Genomic DNA, 20992 nt, shown 5'->3' with positions numbered 1-20992 from the left:
GAGTGCGCCCCGCGTTATCCGCCCGACGCCGTTCTATCGAGGTCCGACTTCCCTGTGAATGGATCCCGCGGTCGATGGACCCACTTATTACTGATGCGACACAACGTCCCCGAAACTGGTGTCCCGAAACGACCTCCTCGTCCGAGTCGCCGCCGCACTCGGCGGTATCGTCGCGATCGCACTTGCAGCAGCGACGATCGATACGCCGATCGATACTGGCGGCTCGGGCGGCAGTTCCTCCGGAAGCGGTGCCGGGACCGGCACCGAGGGTATCGTCGACCAACCGGGTTCCCCGAACGACGTCTCTGGCGGTGGCGGCGTTCCGCCGTTTCTCGAGTACCTCTTCTACGCGCTCCTCATCATCGTCGTGATCGCACTCGTCTGGTATCTCCTCGCCAACCGACGCGAGGCCGTCTCGTTGATCGCCGTTGCCCTCCTCGCCGCACTCGGCGGAATTCTCCTCCTCTCCTTCCTCGAGTTCGATCTGGCGAGCGGTCCCGCCGAAATGCTGAATCGGAGCGCCGGCTCGGGGACCCCCGCCGCTCCGGGAAGCGGTGACGGCGAGGCCAGCGACGTGTTCCCGACCAATCCGTTATTTGCCGCGCTTGCTATCATTACGACGATTTTCGTCGGCGGCGTGTTGCTCTCCCGCGGATCCGGGACGGACGACGGCACGGCAACAGCCACGGCGCAGGACGAGGATGCGACCCGAGGCGCAGACGCCGCTGCGGTCGGTACCGCCGCCGGCCGCGCCGCCGACCGAATCGACGAGTCGACCGACCTCGACAACGAAATCTATCGCGCCTGGCGCGAGATGACCCGGCCACTCGACATCGACCGTCCCGACTCGAGCACGCCGCGCGAGTTCGCAAGCGCCGCCGTCGACGCCGGCCTGACTCGCGAGCACGTCGACGAACTTACCCGGCTCTTCGAGGACGTTCGATACGGCTCGACGGAGTCGACGCCTGAACTCGAAGACCGGGCGGTCACGATCCTTCGACGGATCGAACGCGAATACGGCGACACGGCGGAGTCGGCAGCCGCCAATTCGGAGCGGTCGGCAGCGACGGACGCCGAGCAGTCGGGCGCTGCCGGACAGCGTCGGTCGGACCAAGCAGGGCAAGGGCAGTCCGACCGCTCCGGGCGACCGAATGGCGGTGAGAACCGGTGAACGTCCGACGGATTCCGCTGCTGCTCGGCTTCCTTGCACTCGGGTGCGGTCTCGCCGTCGCAACCGGGGCTCTCGAACTCAGCCTCACCGACAGTGCGATCGGTGTCGTCGCACTGATCGCAGTTCTGGTTGGTCTGCGATCACTCGGACGGCGCTCCAACCGGCGTGAACGACCGAATAGCGCCGAGGCAGCGCCCGAGCGACGAGTCAACGTTCCCGTTCCCGGTCACTCGCTCTCGAGTTCGGTCGCCGACTTTCGGCAAGCGACTGCCGAGTATACGACCCGTGGGCGGCGGACGGTTGACGGGCTCCGGGCGGCGGCCATGGCCGTCCTCACGCGGTTCGAGGGTGACACCGTGGCGGCTGCAACCGACCGCATCGAAGCGGGGACCTGGACCGACGATCCGATCGCCGCCGCGTTCCTCTCGGACTCGGTCGACCAGCCGAAGCGGTCGCTTCGAGCGCGACTGCAGCGCATCACCGACGGGGAAACCGCCTTCCAGCGGGGCGTTCGCCACACCGCCGCCGCGATCGCGTCGGTCGGCTACGACCGGGCTGAGAGCGACACTGAAGCCGACTCCGCGGCGCCGGGAACGAGTTCCGTCGAGACCGGTACGGTTGCGCTCCCGGAATACGACTCCCAGCGCGGAACGACCGACGACTCGACGCCAACTCCGCGCCGAACGACGACGGAATCCGTCACCGGCGTCCAGGACGCTCGGACCAGATCGACCGACTACTGGCTCGGCATCGGTGTCGTCGCTCTCCTCGCCGTCGGGATCGGCGCGCTCGTCGAGTCGGCCGGCGTCGTCCTCATCGGCGTCATCGGCATCGGCTACGCCGGCTTCGCCCGGGCACTCGAGCCGCCCGAACTCGAACTCGAACTTGAGCGCACGATCGAAGACGACGCGCCTGACCCCGGCGATGACGTCGACGTTACCGTCACGCTCACGAACGCGGGTTCGGGCTTCGTCCCGGACCTTCGGTTCGTCGACGGCATTCCGGCGGGCCTCGCCGTGACGGGCGGTTCGAGCCGGCTCGGGACCGCACTTCGGCCGGGCGAGTCGGCCACGCTCGAGTATACGGTGACCGTCCAACGTGGAAACCACCAGTTCGATCCCGCGCTCGCGATCGTGCGTGACCTCTCGCGCTCGACGGAACGCGAGTACCTCGTCGGCACGGAGACGACCGTCACCTGCGAACCCGAACTTCGGCCGACGGCTGCGCCAGTCCCGCTTCGGACGACCGCGGCCGCCTTCGCCGGCCGGCTAACGACGGCGGAGGGCGGAACGGGAACGACCTTCCACTCGGTGCGGGAGTATCGGCCGAACGACTCACTCTCCCGTATCGACTGGAATCGTCGCGCGAAGACGGGTGAACTCGCGACGCTCCAGTTCCACGAGGAGCGGGCTGCTCGTGTCGTCGTCCTCGTCGATGCGCGGCGACAGTCGTATCTCGCTCCGGCACCGGATCGGGCGCACGCGGTCGATCGCTCGGTAACCGCGGCGGGTCGGATCGCCGCCTCGCTCCTCAATGCGGGCGATACCGTCGGGCTCGCCGGACTCGGTCCGACCGATCGCGAACAGGGGAGTTCGAGAACCGGGCGGCGACGGACGGAGCCGTGCTGGCTCGCGCCGGCGTCCGGTCGGGACCACGAGATCCAGTTTCAGGAGTTGCTCGCGACGCATCTGCAGTTCGAGACGCTCCCGCCGGACCAGAACAGTCGCTGGTTCTCACAGTTTCGGACGATTCAGCGCCGGCTCTCGGCCGAAACGCAGATCGTCCTTCTCTCGCCGCTGTGTGATGCGATGGCGGCCGATATCGCCCGGCGACTCGACGCCGGCGGCCACGCCGTGACGGTCGTGAGCCCGGACCCGACTGCGGAACGAACGGTCGGCCATCGCCTCGCGGCCGTCGCCCGACGCGTTCGTCGGTTCGATCTCGAACAGGCGGGGATTTCGGTCGTCGACTGGGGACCTGACGAATCGATCGATGCGGTCTTTGCGCGCCACGCTGCGGGTGGTTCTCGATGACGCCGCCACCGGAACAGCACGGTCGAACGCAGGAGCGACACGCCGACAGGGGGACCGAGAGACCCCGCGCGGAATCGGAGCCACAGTCACAGCCACGGCACCGAGCGACAGCGGGCGGGACAACGGGCCCCGGCGAGCGCGAGCAGGTTCAGGACCGGGATCAAGATCGAGACCGAGACCGAGACCGGGCCGAGTCGCGGGACTACGACCGCGATGGACCGGCCGGTCCCGTCACCCTCACGCGCAAACCAACGCTGTTCTCGAGCGGGTGTGCGCTCGCCGCCGCACTCGTCACCACAGCCATGGCCGCACTCGCATCCGGCATCACCACCCCAGGCGTCGGCGTCACTGCACTCGGCGTCGCCGTTCTCGCCGCCGGACTGTACTGGGCACACCCACGAACGATCGACATCAGTGCACTTGTCCTCCTCGTCGGCCTCATCATCGCCGGCGCCCGATCACCCGTCGTCGAACCCCTCGTCGTCGGCACAGTCACGACCGTCCTCGCCTGGGATCTCGGTCACAGCGGACTCACACTCGGCACCCAACTCGGCCGCGACGCCCGGACCATCCGTCTTGAACTCGTCCAGCTCGGATCGAGCCTGCTGGTCGGACTGCTGTCGGGAACCATCGGCTACGCGGTGTACACCGCCGGGACGGGCAACCTGCCAGCCTCGGCGATCGTCCTACTGTTGGTCGCAGTCACGCTCATCATTGTCAGTCTCGGAACGAAGCGATCCAGGAGTCCCGGTCGGAAACGAAAGCAAAAGCGACCGCCACGGTAGACGGTAGCCACTCCGGACGAATCGGGATGTGAGAGAAGAGGGATTTCCCGTCGCGGAGACGAGTTCAGTGTACCGGCAGTGCCATAGCTACATCACTCCGCTGCAGTGTGACGATCAGGTGCCGGCGTAGCCCTCGATGTACTCGTCGTTGACTTCCCACTCGCCGTCGCCGTTTTGCACCATGTACTCGCCGTAGTAGGGGACGCGGTTCGCGACGGTTTCGCGGAACGTCTCGCGGATCTCTGATTTCGTCATCTCGCCCATCGACCGGAGATCGTCGTTCCGGTTGAGACAGCCCTTGAGATAGCCTTCGTGGGTGACGCGGACGCGATGGCAGTTCGCACAGAAGGTCGGATTCTCGACGGGATCGACGATTTCGACCATGCCGCGGTCGGATTCGGGTGCCTCGTCGTGGCTCACCCAGTAGCGCTTTCGATCGTGCATCTCCCGATGTTCGATCTCGTCGGCTTGCTCGGCGAGCCAGTCGTGAACGCGCTGGATGTCGATGTTCCACTCGGGTCGGCCGGTCAACTCGGGCATGTACTCGATCAACTGGAGTTGCAGGCCGTCGTTTCGCGCGACGTGGTCGACCATCTCCGGCACGTACCCCGCCGTCTGCTCGAAGACGACCATATTGAGTTTGACCGGGTCCAGTCCCGCATCGAGCGCTGCCTCAACCCCTTCGAGCACTCGTTCGTAGGCCCCGCTCTGGGTCACGGCCGCGAAATCCTCGGGATCGAGCGCATCCTGCGAGACGTTGACACGTTCGAGTCCCGCATCGACGAGTTCATCGGCGCGGTCGGGAAGGAACGTGCCGTTGGTCGTCAGCGAAACCTCCATCTGGTCGGGCGTGCGCTCGATGATTTCGGCTAAGTCCTGGCGGAGCATCGGCTCGCCGCCGGTGAACTTGACCGCATCGACGTCGAACTCGGCGGCGACCTCGAGAAAGCGAACGACGTCGTCCGTCTCCATCTCGTCGTCCTGCGGATCCATCGGCCCCCGTGTGTCGCCGAGACCCTCGTTGTGACAGTAGACGCAGTCAAAGTTACACCGATCGGTGAGCGAGACGCGGACCCCGGTCACCTCGCGCCCGAACTCGTCGGTGAGCATATCTCCGTGTTGTGGTCGAATCCGCTTAAACGCGCCGGGTATTTCCACGTCCAGTAACCGATTTCGATTACCCGCTCTTTCATATCATAGGACTGTTTTGTTGCCGTCGATTTTAACTCCGTTCCGTCTAACCGTGCGGGTAGTACCCAATGGACAGTAAGATTTCCGACGAGTCTCGAGACGCCGATTCGACAGCCACACCGGTCTCCGATCGACCGATCGAAGGCGACCACGGGGAGGAATCCGTCGGTGAACTCGCGGGCGCTGCTGCGCCGGTTATTCGGCAGGCCGGCTATCAACAACTGTTCGACGGGACCGGCATCCCCACGTTCATCCTGAATACGGAGGGAACGATCGTCGAGTGGAACGCGGCGTTGGCCGAGTTGACCGGCGTCGAGCGAGCCGATGCGCTCGGCCACGACTATGCGTCGGAACTGTTCTACCCTGACGGCCGCCGGGGGGATACGCTCGCGGACAAGGTGTTACAGGCTCCCGAGCGCGCCCACGAACGGTTCGGCGTCGAACTGCGCGACCCCGAGCAACGCCGGTACGGCGACACCAGTACCATGGTCGACCGCCACGGCGACGAGAAACACATTGACTTCTCGGCGACACCGCTGTACAGGAGCGAGGGGGGAAGTGACGACCTTCTCGGCGTCATCGAAGTCGTCGTCGACCGAACCGACATTGTCGCCGAGCGCGACGCCACGACGGCGCTCGTCCGCGAACTCCAGACGACCGCAACCGAAATCAGCCACGGCGACCTCACCGCCCGCGCACAGCGACTCGACTCGTTCCAGTTGCTCGATTCCGAACTCGTGGCCGTCGTCGACGACCTCAACGAGATGGCCGCCAGCCTCGAAACGCTCACCGGCCGCGTGAGCGAACAGGCGACCGAGATGCAAGCCGCCGTCGACGACGCGAGCGCGGCCGCCGACGACATCGCGGACAACGTCGCCGAACAGCATCGCTTACTCGAGGACTCCGCAAGCGAGATGCAGACGTTCGCGGCCGGCATGGAGGAAGTCGCCGCCCAGTCCGAAGAGGTCGACACCGCCGCCCAGGCCGCCAAAGACGCCGTTGAACACGGCCTCGATGCCGGCGCGGATGCACACGAGGCGACCGAGGACGTCGTCGAAATAGGCGACGAACTCGCCGCAAACATCGACGAACTCACGGCCAAGATGGACGACATCGGCTCCGTCGTCGAGGTCATCTCGGACGTCGCCGACGAGACGAACCTCCTCGCGCTCAACGCCAACATCGAAGCCGCACGCGCCGGCGACAGCGGCGACGGATTCGCCGTCGTCGCGGATCACGTCAAAACCCTCGCCAACGAGACGCAGGACCACACCGAGGAGATCACGGCGAACCTCGACGAGTTGCAGGCCCAGTTCACCGCGACGACTGACGCCGTCTCCCGCTCCCACGACCGGATCGACCACGCCGAAACCCAGATCGACGCCGTCATCACTGAACTCGAGGCAATTGCCGACTCCGTCGACGAGGCCGCCCACGGCATCTCGGAAGTCGCCCGCGTGATCGACGACCAGACGGCCAGCGTCGAAGAACTCACCTCGACGATCGAGACGGTCCGGGACCGTTCGGAGCGAAGCGAGACGGCGACGGAGCGGATCGTCGAGGCGACGACCCAGCAAGAGCAAACGATCGACCAACTCGTCCGCCGTGTCGACGAGTTACAGACCGACGACTAACACGACCTCGTACGCCCTCGTTCCAGTTCCACCGACGGACGGCCGTGATGACTCGTCTCACTCTCCATTCCGTCGACCGAGAATCCTGCCAGCCGAAAAACCCCTGCCGGCCGAAAACCTACACCGTCCCCGCACCAACACCGACCATGGACGACGACATGCTCTCCGACCAGCGCGAACTCGTCGACCGCATCGAAGCCGCCGGCTGGGACGTGACCGATCTCGAACTCTCGGCCTACGACAGCCCCTGGTCCGACGAGGACAATCCCGAGGCGACGGTGACGATCACCGCCCGCAAGCCGTACGATAGCGAGACCGAAGAGACGAGCGGGGATGCCAGTGAGGATGACGACGAGAACCCGTTCCGACTGAAATAGGCCTCTCGAACTCCGATCGAAGTCGGTGATTACCCCTTGATGTTACACACCGGGAACGTCCGCGCCACCTTATCCCCGATTCCCAACGCGTCCGAGACGCGAACGACCTCATCGACGTCCTTGTAGACGCCGGGAGCTTCCTCGGCGACCGTCGCGCCGGACTGGGCCTTCACGTAGATCTGTTGCTGGTCCTCGAGTTCATCCTGTACGTCGCCGCCCCAGAACTCGTTTTTGGCCTGGGTACGACTCATTAGTCGTCCCGCGCCGTGGGCCGTGGAGCCGAAGGTGAGGTCCATCGAGTGTTTGCCGCCTCGCAGGACGTAGCTGCCTGCTCCCATGCTGCCGGGGATGATGACGGGCTGACCGACATCGCGATACGCGGCGGGAACTTCGGGGTGGCCGGCAGGGAACGCCCGCGTGGCACCCTTGCGGTGGACGTAGAGTTCGCGTTCGTCTCCCGCCACGGTGTGCGTTTCCTTCTTCGCGATGTTGTGGGCTACGTCGTACAGCAGGTGCATGTCCATGGCCTCCCACGAGCGGTCGAAGACGCGCTCGAAGACCCGCCGCGTGCGGTGCATGATGAGTTGGCGGTTGACCCACGCGAAGTTGATCGCGGCGTTCATCGCGCCGTAGTAGTCTTCGGCGAGTTGGGAGCCGGCGGGCGCGGCCGCGAGTTCTTTGTCCGGCAACTGGTTCAGCAGTCCCTGGTGTTGTTGCTCGATCTTCCGGAGGTAGTCGTTGCAGGTCTGGTGGCCCAGGCCGCGCGAGCCGCAGTGGATCAGGACGACGATCTGGTCCGCTTCAAGGCCGTAGGCCTCACCCACCTCGTCGTCGAAGACGTCCGTGACGCGCTGGACTTCGAGGAAGTGGTTTCCAGAGCCGAGCGAACCGATCTGGTTTTTCCCGCGGTCTTTGGCCTTCTGGCTCACCTTCTCCGGATCTGCGCCCTCACGCATTCCCTCGTCCTCGCAGTGTAGCAGGTCGTCCTCGACGGCGTGACCGTTCTCAAGCGCCCAGTCGACGCCGCGGGCGAGGATTTCGTCGACGGTGTCAACGCCGGCTTCGACGACGCCGCCGCCGCCAAGCCCCGACGGGATGTTCGCAAAGAGGGAGTCGACGAGTTCTTCTTCCCGTCCCTGAAGCTCGTCGTAGGTCAGATTCGTCCGCATCATTCTGACGCCGCAATTGATGTCGTAGCCGACCGCTCCCGGCGAAATACAGCCGTTCTCGGCGTCGAGTGCACCCACTCCACCGACCGGGAACCCGTAGCCCTGGTGGCCGTCGGGCATGCAAATCGCGTAGTTCGTGATCCCCGGCAGGTGAGTCGTGTTTGTGATCTGCTCGAGCGTCTTATCCTCCCTGATCTCCTCGAGGAGGGCTTCGCTCGCGAGCACTCTCGCGGGCGCGTGCATATCTCCCTTTTGAGGGATCTCCCAGACGAACTCGCGCACCTGCTCGAGCGTGATGTCGCCGGCCTCGAACGTGGAATTGCTCATACGCAAAGTCGGACCCCGACGATGAAAGGTGTTCGTCTCTCGAGTTGCTCAGTATGCGAGTACAATCGCGTTTGATCAAATGTCGAAGACGACGTACGCCTCCCACCCGTCGGCGACGTTCTCGAGTCGCATCTCGGAATAGGTGACGGCTTTCACCTCCCGGGCGTCGAGTTCAGCAAGCGGGACGCCGCGGGCGGTTGCGGTCACCTCCCACGGAGGATCGGCTGTTGGATCGTCGCCATTGGCTGACTCAACTGTCGGCCCGCTGATCGACTCGACGCGGTGGTCGACCGGGAGTTCGGCGCGCACATCCCGCAGATAGATGAGTTCGTCGAGATAGTCGAACAGCAGTGCCTCGCGGCTCTCGGCGGCGACGGTAAGCGAAAACCGCTCGCCTGCGTCGGGGATCTCGTCAGTCGAGCAGGCCGCCAGGCCGTCGGCGACGGCGGCGAAGACCCCGTCGAGCGACTCGCCGGTCGCCGCGACCGCAACGTCGGCAGTGTGATCGCGCAGTTCGAAGCCCATCGTCTCGTATCGACGTTTGCGTACCGCCGTCGTATGTCCGTCGCTTCCGCCGACGTAGCACCGGTACTTTCGGACGACAGTCAGCGAGCAGTCGGCCTCGAATCCGCGTTGTCCGCGGCGGGTCCTGCAGTAGCCCGCAGTACTGCGATTGATAGTCACCCGGTCGACAGTATCTCGGTCGGGGACCTCGTTGCCGGTGGAATTATATTGGCGACGATGTAAGGCAGTGGTAGTGAGCGTCAACATCGACAGGCGCGTCGTTACGCCAGGGAACGACGAGTTCGTCGAGCAGGCCTGGCAGCTTAAAGAGCAGATCAACCAGCAGGAGGACGTCCTCAAGCAGCGGCGGGATTTCTTTACTGACGCCTACCGACGATCGACCGTTCACTGCTACGTCCTCGACAACGAACTCGTCGGTTTTGCCGCCGTTCGACGCGACGGCTACATTCTCTTTCTCGCAGTTTCGCCGGCCCGTCGCGGAGAGGGCCTCGGGAAACGCCTCGTCGCCCGCGTGGCTGACGACCACGAGACGATCACCTGTCACGCCCGGACGAGCAACGAGAACGCCCTGCAGTTCTACGAGCATCTCGGCTTCGAGATCAAACGTCGGATCGATAACTACTACGAGGACAGCGGCGACGCCTACTATCTGAAACTCGGCTCCGGCGACGGGATCGCGGACCGGATCTCCGATCTGATGCGCCGGTAGTGTGGTCTGGGACCGACGGTCACCCGCACGGACAGTCCAATACAATTATACCCGCGCCACGACGAGTAGCGCAAGCGCATGGAGGAGCGAACGAGGGCCTATCTTCGGGGGCGATTTCGAGACTACTATCGACGGACGGAGCTAACGCCACCGCCCGCCGCGAACGAACGCGAGTGGGGCTTTATCCCCTGGACCGAAAGCCCCGGCACGACGATGGTCCGCCACCGATCACTGCTCGAACTCGGCGAACTCTCCGAGTTCCTCGTCCGCAAGCGCCCGCGACACGTCTACTTCTCCGCGGGCCGCTTTCGCGATCCGAGCGCGAGTTCGATGAGCGAGAAAGACTGGCAATCCGCTGATCTCGTCTTCGACCTCGACGCGGACCACCTGCCGAACGTCACCCTCGGAGAAGACACCTACGCTGAGATGCTCGCGACGTGTAAGGACGCCCTGTTTCGGCTCCTCGATTTTCTCGAAAACGACTTCGGCTTCGAAGAACTGGAGTTCGTCTTTTCGGGCGGTCGCGGCTACCACGTCCACGTCCGCGACGACAACGTCCGCCACCTCGACCGGGAGCACCGCCGCGAAATCGTCGACTACGTTCGCGGGATCGGCCTCGACTTCGACGAACTGATCGAAACCGAAACCGTCGCCGGACTCGGTCGAAAGACCCCGACGGAGCGGCGAACGCTCCGCGTCGAGGGCGGCTGGGGAAAGCGAACCCACGATCACTTCATGGCCTTCGTCGACGACCTCCTCGAACTCGAAGAAGACGCCGCACTCGAGCGCCTCCAGGAGTTCGACGGTATCGGCGAGGGGAAGGCACAGGCAACAATAAACGCCGCCCGGAACAACCGCGAGCAACTCGAATCGGGCAACGTCACCGTCCACACCGCCGTCGCGCAGTTGGCGGAGCGTTTCGCCTCGAAAGCCGTCGAACGGGACAACGCCCCGATCGACGAACCGGTGACGACCGACACGAACCGCCTCATCCGACTGCCCGGCACGCTCCACGGTGGCAGTGGACTGCAAACGGTTCGCCTCGAGCGCGATGAACTCGCGGCGTTCGACCCGTTGGTCGACGCCGTCCCCGAGACGTTCGTGGGCCAGGACATCGCCGTCGACGTCACCGACGGCGGGACGGTCGAACTTAGAGGAGATAGCTTTACGGTCTCCGAGGGTGACCAGTCACTCCCAGAGTACGTTGCCGTCTTCCTGATGGCACGCGGTCGGGCTGAAAAGGAGAAAGAATGAATCTAAACGAACTACGCTCGGTCCAGAGCAAGGAGCGAAAGAAAGACAGCCTCCAGAACCTTCGCCCCTCGTTCTACCAGGAGGTCGGCGAGTACATCGCTGAACTCGAGGCCGAACGCGAACGCGCGGCCGAGCGTGTCGATGACCCCTTTTCGTCGCCCGAAGTGGGCCAGCTCACGGACGAAATCGAGACGGCAAACGACGTTGTCGAAGCGATCTACGAGCGCCGGATGGGGAAACTCGTCAAGCAAGCGAGTCTCGCCGCGGCCGGCATGGCGGCGGACGACGAGGGGCTAACCGCCGAAGAGGCCGCCCTCTTCGACGATCTCGTCGACCGCATTAAGGGGAACAAAGCACGCGTGCTCGACGTGCTTGAGGGCAGTACTCAGACCCAGGACCAGGACGCGGCCACCGATACCGATAGCGCCTCCCCGACAGGAGCCGGTCAAGGTGAGGGTCAGGGCCAGGGCCAGCGCTCCAATTCGCCCGCCCCACCGACACCACCGCAAGAACCCGCATCGGAAGACCCCGTGCAACGCCGCGAAGCGAACCGGGGAGACGACCAGGTCCCCGAGCCTCAGTCCGAGCAGCACTCACAAAACGCACCCCACACGCAGCAGCCGCCGACTTCGCAGTCCACGCCAGCCACTCCCGACTCGGAACCCGCCGACGCCGCGGGCGTCTCCCCTGCGGACGTGATGGGCGGTGACGCTGCTAGTGCCACCTCGAGTTCCGGGGCCGACACAGCCGACACCGCCAACACGGCTCACGTCGAGTCCGCCCCGCAGGTGAACTCGAGTGTAGCGACGGAGAAAACCGCAGATCCAGGGGAAGTAGACGTAACCGATACCGGGACACCCGAACAACACCGTACTGGTGGTGGTACTGAGGGTGGGACGAACGACGACTACGACGAGGCACGATCCCGTTCGCCCTCCGAAGCGAAAGCGGACGGAGACGAGGCGACCTCCGAATCGCAAGTCGACCGCATGACGGTCAAAATCACGCAGGACATCGGCTCTATCCTCGGCGTCGACGACCGGGAATATACGCTTGTCAGCGATGACATTGTGACGCTCCCCGAAGCGAACGCGACGCCACTACTCGAACGCGAGGCGGCCGAACCGCTCGAGTGACGTTCGGAATTGACGGCTGTGGCACTCTGCCGACACCGACAACTGCGACTGCTATCGACGCATTTCGTCTCAGGCCGCTGGAACGTCGTAGATACTCACCCAGTGGTCACCGTATTCCGCTTCGTGTTCGCTGGCGACCTCGCTGGCTTCGATCCAGTCGCGACATTCCCGATCGAGTTCGCAACTGTCGCAGCGAAGTTGGTATGCCATATGATATCATGTACATGGTCGGCCTTAAGCATTCGTCGTGGTTCCGCTGGGTTGCAGTTTCGGAACGGTGGTCCACTGTCAGGGACAGGGCTACTTCGCAGGGGTTTGCAAAAGAACGACGCTCTTGAGAGTGTCGTCCAGAGTCGACTCGGAGCCCGGTGGCGGTGCCACACAGTCGGACCTGCTTCGCGTGCCACACCGTCTGCTGCTGCGCGGACCGCGACCGGATCTCGTGAGCGGTGACGCGATTGGAAGCGGTTAGTCGCCTGTCGACGGAACGGCCGACTCGTCGGCGATGAACCCCTCGAGTTTGTCGAGGCTCTGGCTCCACCCCAACTCCATTCCCTCGAGCGAGTCAGCCACCGCTTCGCTCGCTCGGATCACTTCCGCCTGGATCGTCAGTTCGGTCTGCTCACCGCGCTCGGCAAACGTGACCGTTTGATACACTTCGAGTTGCGGGGTACCGTCTTCGTCCTCGAGCGCCCGGCTGGTGGCTTCGATTCGCTCGGGTTCATCGACGACGTGATACACCCCCGTACCGGGATAGATGGTGCCGTCAGGGCCCTGCATGTCGATTCTGAATTCCCCATCCGGTCTGACATCCAGTTCGCAGTAGGGGACGGTGAACTCGGCCGGTCCCCACCACTGCTCGACCCGTTCGGGGTCGGTCCACGCTTCGAACACGCGCTCGCGCGGGGCGTCGAACGTCCGCCGGATCGTCATGTCGTACTCGCTCGGTTCGAACTCGGTTGCTGTCGCCTTCTCGTCTGTCATTGGCCCTCGTTCTCCAGATGGTCACCCAACGCGTCCAGCCGGTCGTCCCAGAAGACGCGGTACTGCGTCAGCCAGCCGAACGCGACGCTCAGAGGTTCCGCCTCCAACTGGCACTGCCGGACGCGTCCGTCCTGTTCGACCTCGATCAATCCCGCATCTTCGAGTACCTGCAGGTGCTTCGAAACGGCGGCCAGGGAGATGTCATGGGGCTCTGCGAGTTCAGTGACACTCGCCGGTCCGGTGGCAAGGTCCTCGATCAGGGCCCGCCGAGTCGGATGGGACAACGCCTGGAAGATCGCGTCGAGATCCGCCGCTGCTCGTTGGTCAACCATCTGGTTGACTACTAGCGACGCATATATTTAACCATTTAGTTTACTATCGAGACCGTCAGCGAAACTGTCTGAAACGGTCCTTTTGGACAGTTTGATGAATATTGTGCGAGGCAGGAGTGAGACTGGACGGCACTTTGTGGGTTATCTGGTGGCGTTAGGACCGCTGGGACAGCACCCAGCAATCAAAGATCCAGCGGGACAGTCAATTGCGTCGTCAGCAGTCCAAAGATAGCACTCAGGTAGTGAGTAAGGTGGTGGCAGATTTGAACCTCACAAAGACGTTCCGGGTCGCTCACTTCGTTTGCTTCCCGGGCTGTGATTTGTCTGGTTCGAACTGCCCAACGTAATGGATTTGCGCCTCACGGAATTGTTCGGCGCAAAATCAGTGGGTTGGGGCAGATTTGAACCACAGTCGCAGCGAAGCTGCTCCCTGATTCAAATCTGGCCAACGTGACGATTCTGTCGCTCACGGTTTTGTTCGCGACAGAAGTAGTGGGTTGGGGCAGATTTGAACTGCCGACTTCCTCCGTGTGAAGGAGGTATCATAACCGGACTAGATCACCAACCCGCATACGGTCGTATCCGTGCGTTCGACTTAAGACTTCCTTTCACGTTCGAGGCCGATACCCTGTATCCGCTGCCGTTCTGGCGATTCCCAGCCGTCCGGTCGACGACGCCACAAACCGCTTTGTCGTGCAACCGACACCGACACGCATGGAGCGTGCTCTCGTTGCTCCGGGCGATTAGTATTCTGGCGTTTTCTCCGGTTCACCCTCCCGAGCGTTGACGACGCGGGCGAACGTGAACAGGCCGTCGGAGAGTCGGTTGAGGTACTGCACCGCTTGCTCGTTGATCTCCTCTTCGCTGGCCAGTGCAACTGCTCGTCGCTCGGCTCGGCGACAGACGGTTCGAGCGTGGTGTAACTGCGCGCCGGGGTCGCTCCCGGAGGGGAGGATAAAGGCGGTCAACGGCTCGAGTTCAGCGTCGAACGCGTCGATCCAGTCTTCGACGGTGTCGACGTGGGCGGCGGTGATCGCCGGATCGTCTTCATCGGGGTCGGGATTCGCAAAGTCGGCCTGGACGATGTGGAGGTGGTTCTGCACGGCGCGCAGTCGGTCGTCGACGTCCGCGTGTCCGGTGGGACGGATCGTGCCGAGCAGGGCGTTGAGTTCGTCGACGGTACCGTAGGCCTCGATTCGGGGGCTGGTCTTCGAGACGCGGGTCATATCCCGGAGATCGGTTTTGCCGTCGTCGCCGCGGCCGGTGTAGATCGACATGGCCGAACCGATGAAGGGAGATTACTTAATTGCTGGCCGAGCGGTGATTCGGTGGCACGATCAGGAACCAGTACGTTCAATTTGGTCCGTGTGCAATCGCCGCGTATGACGATGGAACTCGACCACGAGTGTCCAAACTGTGGCGACGAACGGACGTTCTACCGCGCGGCGAGTACGACAATGCACCTCGGTGAGAAGGTCAAGTGGCACTGTCCGGACTGTGACTACGGCTTTGTCCAGATTGGCGACAACGGAACGGCTGTCGACTCGAGCGTGGATGTCTAGTCACTAGTACTAGTACCAGTACCGGTACCGGTACCGGAAATCACCAGCTGACAGCACGAACCGAACACCTACCAGTTTCCGCTAGACCTCCCCATGCAAGGACGCAGGCTCGCGACGACGGACGAGATTATTGCGATCGTCAGTCCCAACAGTGATGATGTCGTCGCCAGACTCGAGTCGTGGACCACAGCGCGTGACATCACGCTGTCGACGGTCGACGTCGGCGACGAGATCGACGAGCGATACGATCCGAACCGGGCGACACTCGGGATCACGATCGGCGGTGATGGCACCTTTCTGGAGGGGATCAAGACCTTTGCACCGCGGAACGTGCCCCAACTTGGAGTCAATACGGGTACCCTCTCCTTTCTGGCCCGCGTCGAACCCGACGATCTCAACGCCGCCCTCGATGAAGTCGTCCAGGGACGTGCAAAGGTCGACAGCCGCCAACAGGTCGCCGTCACCGGCTCGAGCGTCGATGCGACGGGAATCAACGACGTGACCGTCAAGCACGTTCCGCCGGAAAACCCCGTCGACAGCAAGGTGACGCAACTCGATGTCTACGCCGATGACGAGTACATCGGCGAGTTCGAGGGAACGGGACTTGCGGTCTCGACGCCGACCGGGTCGACCGGGATTTCGCTGTCCGCGAACGGCCCGATCCACTACCCGGTCGATAACCACACGCTGCAACTCGTTCCGTTGCACACCCATCAGCTGGGCGTCCGGCCGATCGTCGTCTCGCCCTCGACCGAACTCCGAATCGTCACCCGCGGCCCCGCAACGTTGCTGGTCGACGGCGGACGGACACACACCCGCCTCGAAACGGGCGAGAGCGTCCTGTTGACGGGTGCCGACAGGCTCGCGCACGTCGTCCGAACCAGTTACGACGACCACTTCTTCACCGCAATCGCGAAGAAACTCGGCTGGGGAATTCGCGCCGTCGACGATCAGCCGTCGACACCGCGTTCGGAGACGGACCGCGCTCTCGGATCAGGACCACACTCTGGGACGATCTCGTCGGCGATACCAACGGCAACGGAAGCGGACCCAGCGAACCCAGCGAACCCAGCGAACCCAGCGAAATCGAGTTCAGTGGCGGATGCCGGTGAGACGGGAAGCCGTTCCGATTCGCCCGCTGTTCCGTCGACGGGACGTGACGACCGGACGACCCTCGAATACGCCCGCACGGTTGCAACAGAGGCTGCCGAGGCCGCCGGCGAGCCGCTGCGCGAACTCCACGGCCAGGTCGATTCCATCACCGTCAAAAGCGACAAATCGGATATCGTCACCGAGGCCGACCACCAGGCAAACCGGATCATCACGACCGTTATCGACAACGAGTTCCCCGAGCACGGCATCGTCTCCGAAGAGCAACCGCGGCGAAACCGTGCCGACGGCTACACCTGGGTTATCGATCCGCTCGACGGAACCGGGAACTTCGCACACGGCAATCCGAACTACTCGGTTTCGATCGCGCTTCTCGATTGTGGAACGCCGGTGATGGGCGTCGTCTACGTCCCCGAAACGGACGAACTGTTCAGCGCAATCGCCGAGGTCGGTGCCCGACGAGACGGCGATCCGATCGAGACGACGGACCGCGACCGCCTCGACGAGAGCATGCTCATCTCGGGGTATGACCCCGACGGCACCTTCCTCTCGCACTTCTATCAGGAATCTCGCGGCGTCCGTCGTCTCGGGTCTGCCGCGCTCAATCTCTGCTATCTGGCGAGCGGCAGCGCCGACGCGACCTGGGAACACGACACCCATCCCTGGGATATCGCCGCCGGCCTCGTCATCGCACGGGCGGCCGGCGCAACAATCACCGACGAACGCGGCGAGCCGTTCACGTTCGAACTCGAGACCGACGACCGCACGGCGCTGCTCGGCTCGAACGGCCCGTTGCACCCGGCGCTATTGGGGCATCTCAAGACGGGGCTGTCAGACCGCGGAGCGGATCGCTGAGCCGGTCGCCGTTCGACACTCGTCTTGTCCCGTATCCGATCCCGTTAAAGATTGTTTCGGTGGTGTGAGCGTCGGTTCCACGCCTCGAACACGTTTATCGTCCCCGCTACACACTGTGGGTGTAGGAACATGTCTCTCTTCCCGACCGAGATGGAGAGCGAGCGGCTCCGGTACGAGCGGCTCCACCCGGACGAGTTCGACGCCTACGAACTGTACGAATACGTTCATGCCGGCGCACCCGGCATCGACGAGATCACGAAGTACGTCACCTGGGATCCCCACCAGCACCCCAAGGAGGCGTCCGACTGGGTCGAGCACTGCGGCGAGCAGTTCGAAGACGGCGCGGCGGCCACCTACGCCCTCCGACCGACGGAGGGCGACCGCGCCGACGAACTCGCCGGCTTCGCCGGTATCCACCCTGACTGGGACCGCCGGCTCGCGGTCTTCGGCGCGTGGCTCCGGAAACCGTTCTGGGGCCGGGGCTACTCCGGCGAGCGCGCCGCCCGGATGCTCGAACTCGCCTTCGACCGCCTCGACCTCGAAGTGGTCACGGTCGCACACGATCCCGCGAACGAGAAGTCCCGCCGCGCCATCGAGAAGTACATCGAGCGATTCGGCGGCCAAAAAGAGGGCCGGATCCGCAACGATATCATCATCGACGACGAGCCGCGAGACAGCATCCGGTACAGCATCTCTCGTGCGGAGTGGGAGCGAAACCGCGACTGACGCAGTCTCGAAACGCGATCGTGTCCGTTCGGTGGCTCTTAGGAGTCGTCGGCGAGTTCGTGCCAGGACAGGCGCGGGCTTCGCGCCGCGCTGGTCTGGTCGATCCGCCGCGCGGTCGTCCGCTCCGGCGCGTCGGCGAGCGTCTCGTCGTCCTCCCGCGCGACGGCGTTGAACGCCGCCGCCAACCGATCGAGCGTGTCCTTGCTCTCGACCTCCGTCGGTTCGGTCATCAGCGCCTCGGGGACGATTTCGGGCCACTTCGTCGTCGGCGGGTGCACCCCGTAGTCGAGCATCCGCTTTGCCACGTCGGCCGCGTCCTGCTCGCCCGCGCTCGCGACGAACTCGTGGTGGAACGGGCCGTACGGAACGCTGAACTCGATCCGACTCGCGAGGTAGTTCGCGTTGAGCACTGCCTTCGCGCTTGCATCTGCGAGTCCCTCGTCGCCGAGTCTGGCGATGTAGGCGAAGGCCTTCACGAGGACGAGCCAGTTGCCCTGAAACCCGTGGACCTTGCCGATGGTGTGTTCGGGATCGAACAGTTCGTAGCGCTGCTCGCTGGCACCGGCACCGGCACTGTCACTGGCACTGTCGCTGTCTCCCGTACGTGCGCCGTCCTCAGCCGCTCGTACCCGCGGCGCGGGCAGGAATGGCGCGAGTTCGTCCACGACGCCGACGGGACCCGCGCCGGGACCGCCGCCGCCGTGGGGCGTCGCAAACGTCTTGTGAACGTTGTAGTGCATGACGTCGAAGCCCATGTCGCCGGGACGGGCGCGCCCGAGCAGCGCGTTCAGGTTCGCGCCGTCGTAGTAGAGCAGGCCGCCCACGTCGTGGACCATGTCGGCGATTTTCTCGATGTCGCGCTCGAACAGGCCGAGCGTGTTCGGGTTGGTGAGCATCAGTGCCGCCGTGTGCTCCGAGAGGGCGGCGTCGAGCGCGTCGAGATCGACCCGTCCCTCGTCGTCGCTGGGCAGCGACACCACGTCGTAGCCGCCGAGGGCGGCGCTGGCGAAGTTGGTCCCGTGGGCGCTCTCGGGAACGATGACCTCGTCGCGGTGACCCTCGCCGTTGTGTTCGTGGTAGGCCGCGGCGACACGGATGCCGACGAATTCGCCCGCTGCGCCGGCTGGCGGTTGGAGCGTAACAGCGTCCATGCCGCCGATTCGGCCGAGGTAGTCCTGCAGGCGAGAGAGGAGTTCGAGCGTGCCCTGTATCGACGCTGCCGAGCGATCGGGGTGGACGCTCGCGCTCGGCAGCGCCGCCACGTCTTCGGTGAATTTCGGGTTGTACTTCATCGTACACGAGCCAAGCGGGTAGGGGCCGCTGTCGATCCCGTAGATCATCTGCGAGAGGCGCGTGTAGTGGCGGGCGAGTTCAGGTTCGGAGAGGGCGGGCAGTTCGAGTTCGTCCCGCGTGAGGTCGTCGGGGAGCGGCGAGTCGTCGCCGATCTCGACGCGAGTCCGGTCTTTCTCTGAGAGCAGGGGTTCGTACTGGCCGTCGTCGACGTAGCGGGCCTGATCGTAGCGGACCTGCTGTGCATCGGAGACCGGGTCGCCGTCGCTCATCGAACCACCTCCGAAAACGCTGCGACGAACGCATCGAGTTCAGTGTCCGGAACGCCGGCGACACAACACTGGAGTTCGTGCTTGCCGACGACGTGGACCGCGAAGCCACGCGTTTCGAGGTCCTCGGCGATCGCCGGCGCGGGCTGATCGACGTGCGCGACGAACTCGCGGATGTGGTGGCGGTCGTGGACCGGAGCCGACACGCCGACGAGGTCGTCGAGTCGCTCGGCGAGATTTTCGGCGCGGGTGACATCGCGTTTCGCGAGGTCGACCAGCCCGTTGGGGCCGAGTGCGGCGGCGTGCATCGCGGTTCGCAGCGCGACCCAGGCCTGGTTCGTACAGATGTTGCTCGTTGCGCGTTCGCGGCGGATGTGCTGTTCGCGGGTCTGCAGGGTGAGCGTGAACGCCCGCCGGTCGGTTGCATCCTCGCTGACGCCGACCAGGCGGCCGGGGACCTGCCGCAGGTAGTCCTCGCGACAGGCGAACAGCCCGAGGCCCATGCCGTAACTCGTCGGCAGACCGAGAACGCTCGCGTCGCCGATGACCACGTCGGCTCCCACGTCGGCAGGTCGTTGGAGCAGGGAGAGCGCGACTGGGTCGGAACCGAGGACGAACAGCGCGTCCGCGTCGGTCGCGAGTTCGCTCGCGGCGTCGAGGCGTTCCTCGATCGTCCCGCGGACGGTTGGGTTCTCGGCGTAGAGCATGACGACGTCTTCGTCGACCGCGTCGGCGAGTTCGTCAACGTCGATAGCGCCGTCCGCGGTCGGGTACGCCTCCACGATCAGGTCGGTGCCGGCGACGTAGTTCTCGAGGGTGCTCCGGCGCTCCTCGCGCAGGAGGTCCGGCACGAGGATGCGGTGGCCGCTGGTGTCGCGGACGCGGTCCGCAAGCGTCGCGGCCTCGCCGAGGGCGGTCGCCGCGTCGTACATCGAGCAGTTAGCGATTTCGAGTCCCGTCAGTTCGACCAGCAGCGACTGGTACTCGAACAGCGCCTGCAGAAAGCCCTGCGAGATTTCGGGCTGGTACTGCGTGTAAGAGGTGAGAAATTCGGAGCGGTCCGCGAGGTGATCGACCAGCGAGGGCACGTAGTAGCCGTAGTGGCCACGACCAAGCAGTTCGGTTAGATTCTCATTGCGTCCGAGAATCGAGCGCACGAGTCGTCTCGTCTCGCGCTCGGTCCGGGCGTCGATACCGAACTCGTCGGAAAATCGAACGGCATCGGGAATGTCGAACAGGTCCGTGATAGAGTCGGCCTCGACCGCCTCGAGCATCGCATCACGCTCGTCGGCCGTGTGGGGGGCGTACGGACTCCCGGAGGCGCGTGTTTCTGCCCCGTTCATACCCTCCCCCTGGTGATTTGGCCTCGGATTTGGGTGCTGGCTGTGGTGTGATGGGTGTCCTGTCGCTGTCGCGATTTCTCTCGATCCCCCTCTCGATTACAGGATGGCATTCGGGACACGATAGCAGTTCGTTGCGGCCAGGGGCTAATTAACGCACCCGTTCCGTGTGGGCGGGCAGTGTGTTTCGGTGCGAGACAGTCGGCCACGACT

The 20992-nt window shown here is 64.3% G+C and carries 20 protein-coding genes and 1 tRNA gene; 11 read left to right on the top strand and 10 right to left on the bottom strand.

Annotated elements, in window-relative coordinates; genetic code table 11:
• Positions 1 to 118: 118 nt before the first annotated feature.
• The 3 genes from C484_RS04220 to C484_RS04210 are packed head-to-tail and all read left to right on the top strand — an operon-like array spanning position 119 to position 3989.
• Entirely contained in the window at positions 119 to 1171 is a 1053-nt protein-coding gene (locus C484_RS04220) for a DUF4129 domain-containing protein (RefSeq protein WP_006824723.1), read from the top strand.
• Positions 1168 to 3204: a DUF58 domain-containing protein gene (locus C484_RS04215; RefSeq protein WP_006824722.1), complete on the top strand. Its 2037-nt coding sequence runs from the start codon at positions 1168 to 1170 to the stop codon at positions 3202 to 3204. The genes C484_RS04220 and C484_RS04215 overlap by 4 nt, the downstream gene beginning before the upstream one ends.
• A complete protein-coding gene (locus tag C484_RS04210; protein WP_006824721.1) occupies positions 3201 to 3989 on the top strand; it encodes a DUF7519 family protein in 789 nt (262 codons plus the stop codon). The genes C484_RS04215 and C484_RS04210 overlap by 4 nt, the downstream gene beginning before the upstream one ends.
• Positions 3990 to 4103: 114 nt before the next feature.
• Here the strand turns inward: C484_RS04210 and moaA are convergent, their stop codons facing one another.
• Positions 4104 to 5099 carry a GTP 3',8-cyclase MoaA gene (gene moaA / locus C484_RS04205; protein ID WP_006824720.1) on the bottom strand — a complete coding sequence of 332 codons (996 nt, stop codon included), beginning with the start codon at positions 5097 to 5099 and terminating at the stop codon, positions 4104 to 4106.
• 149 nt (positions 5100 to 5248) lie between these two features.
• On the opposite strand from moaA, the gene C484_RS04200 reads away from it, so the two are divergent.
• A complete protein-coding gene (locus tag C484_RS04200; protein WP_006824719.1) occupies positions 5249 to 6814 on the top strand; it encodes a methyl-accepting chemotaxis protein in 1566 nt (521 codons plus the stop codon).
• 146 nt (positions 6815 to 6960) lie between these two features.
• Entirely contained in the window at positions 6961 to 7191 is a 231-nt protein-coding gene (locus C484_RS04195) for a hypothetical protein (RefSeq protein WP_006824718.1), read from the top strand.
• Between the two features lie 29 nt (positions 7192 to 7220).
• On the opposite strand, the gene C484_RS04190 is transcribed toward C484_RS04195, so the two are convergent.
• Both C484_RS04190 and C484_RS04185 read right to left on the bottom strand, forming a co-directional pair.
• Positions 7221 to 8687 carry an RtcB family protein gene (locus tag C484_RS04190; RefSeq protein ID WP_006824717.1) on the bottom strand — a complete coding sequence of 489 codons (1467 nt, stop codon included), beginning with the start codon at positions 8685 to 8687 and terminating at the stop codon, positions 7221 to 7223.
• Between the two features lie 75 nt (positions 8688 to 8762).
• Positions 8763 to 9212: an archease gene (locus tag C484_RS04185; protein WP_049915037.1), complete on the bottom strand. Its 450-nt coding sequence runs from the start codon at positions 9210 to 9212 to the stop codon at positions 8763 to 8765.
• A gap of 232 nt (positions 9213 to 9444) precedes the next feature.
• Between C484_RS04185 and C484_RS04180 the strand changes: the two genes are divergently transcribed.
• The 3 genes from C484_RS04180 to C484_RS04170 all read left to right on the top strand — a co-directional run bounded on the left by C484_RS04180 (position 9445) and on the right by C484_RS04170 (position 12311).
• A complete protein-coding gene (locus tag C484_RS04180; RefSeq protein WP_006824715.1) occupies positions 9445 to 9921 on the top strand; it encodes a GNAT family N-acetyltransferase in 477 nt (158 codons plus the stop codon).
• A 78-nt stretch (positions 9922 to 9999) separates the two neighbouring features.
• Positions 10000 to 11175 carry a DNA primase small subunit PriS gene (gene priS, locus C484_RS04175; protein ID WP_006824714.1) on the top strand — a complete coding sequence of 392 codons (1176 nt, stop codon included), beginning with the start codon at positions 10000 to 10002 and terminating at the stop codon, positions 11173 to 11175.
• Positions 11172 to 12311 carry a hypothetical protein gene (locus tag C484_RS04170; RefSeq protein ID WP_006824713.1) on the top strand — a complete coding sequence of 380 codons (1140 nt, stop codon included), beginning with the start codon at positions 11172 to 11174 and terminating at the stop codon, positions 12309 to 12311. Before priS ends, C484_RS04170 begins: the two co-directional genes overlap by 4 nt.
• 69 nt (positions 12312 to 12380) lie before the next feature.
• Here the strand turns inward: C484_RS04170 and C484_RS23555 are convergent, their stop codons facing one another.
• The 5 genes from C484_RS23555 to C484_RS04150 all read right to left on the bottom strand — a co-directional run bounded on the left by C484_RS23555 (position 12381) and on the right by C484_RS04150 (position 14904).
• The gene (locus C484_RS23555; RefSeq protein ID WP_006666021.1) at positions 12381 to 12521 is read right to left on the bottom strand and encodes a hypothetical protein; all 141 of its coding nucleotides are present in this window, start codon (positions 12519 to 12521) and stop codon (positions 12381 to 12383) included.
• Positions 12522 to 12779: 258 nt separating this feature from the next.
• Positions 12780 to 13295, bottom strand: a complete 516-nt coding sequence (locus C484_RS04165; RefSeq protein WP_006824712.1) for an SRPBCC family protein — start codon at positions 13293 to 13295, stop codon at positions 12780 to 12782.
• Positions 13292 to 13627: an ArsR/SmtB family transcription factor gene (locus C484_RS04160; RefSeq protein ID WP_006824711.1), complete on the bottom strand. Its 336-nt coding sequence runs from the start codon at positions 13625 to 13627 to the stop codon at positions 13292 to 13294. Before C484_RS04160 ends, C484_RS04165 begins: the two co-directional genes overlap by 4 nt.
• A gap of 493 nt (positions 13628 to 14120) precedes the next feature.
• Positions 14121 to 14195, bottom strand: a tRNA-Val gene (locus tag C484_RS04155).
• 175 nt (positions 14196 to 14370) lie between these two features.
• Positions 14371 to 14904, bottom strand: a complete 534-nt coding sequence (locus C484_RS04150) for a cob(I)yrinic acid a,c-diamide adenosyltransferase (protein WP_006824710.1) — start codon at positions 14902 to 14904, stop codon at positions 14371 to 14373.
• 105 nt (positions 14905 to 15009) lie between these two features.
• Between C484_RS04150 and C484_RS04145 the strand changes: the two genes are divergently transcribed.
• From C484_RS04145 to C484_RS04135, 3 genes are all read left to right on the top strand, one after another.
• Positions 15010 to 15189: a DUF7838 family putative zinc beta-ribbon protein gene (locus tag C484_RS04145; RefSeq protein WP_006666012.1), complete on the top strand. Its 180-nt coding sequence runs from the start codon at positions 15010 to 15012 to the stop codon at positions 15187 to 15189.
• A gap of 93 nt (positions 15190 to 15282) precedes the next feature.
• Positions 15283 to 17154 (top strand): NAD(+)/NADH kinase, encoded by a 1872-nt coding sequence (locus tag C484_RS04140; protein ID WP_006824709.1) that lies wholly within the window; start codon positions 15283 to 15285, stop codon positions 17152 to 17154.
• 129 nt (positions 17155 to 17283) lie between these two features.
• The gene (locus tag C484_RS04135; RefSeq protein WP_006824708.1) at positions 17284 to 17880 is read left to right on the top strand and encodes a GNAT family N-acetyltransferase; all 597 of its coding nucleotides are present in this window, start codon (positions 17284 to 17286) and stop codon (positions 17878 to 17880) included.
• 38 nt (positions 17881 to 17918) lie between these two features.
• Here the strand turns inward: C484_RS04135 and gcvPB are convergent, their stop codons facing one another.
• Entirely contained in the window at positions 17919 to 19442 is a 1524-nt protein-coding gene (gene gcvPB, locus C484_RS04130; RefSeq protein WP_006824707.1) for an aminomethyl-transferring glycine dehydrogenase subunit GcvPB, read from the bottom strand.
• Positions 19439 to 20782, bottom strand: coding sequence for an aminomethyl-transferring glycine dehydrogenase subunit GcvPA (gene gcvPA / locus C484_RS04125; protein ID WP_006824706.1), 1344 nt, complete (start codon positions 20780 to 20782; stop codon positions 19439 to 19441). Before gcvPA ends, gcvPB begins: the two co-directional genes overlap by 4 nt.
• Positions 20783 to 20992: the final 210 nt, after the last annotated feature.

Source organism: Natrialba taiwanensis DSM 12281 (assembly GCF_000337595.1).
Lineage (GTDB): Archaea > Halobacteriota > Halobacteria > Halobacteriales > Natrialbaceae > Natrialba > Natrialba taiwanensis.
The sequence above is the reverse complement of the archived record's forward strand: the minus strand, read 5'-3'. Positions and strand labels throughout refer to the sequence as shown.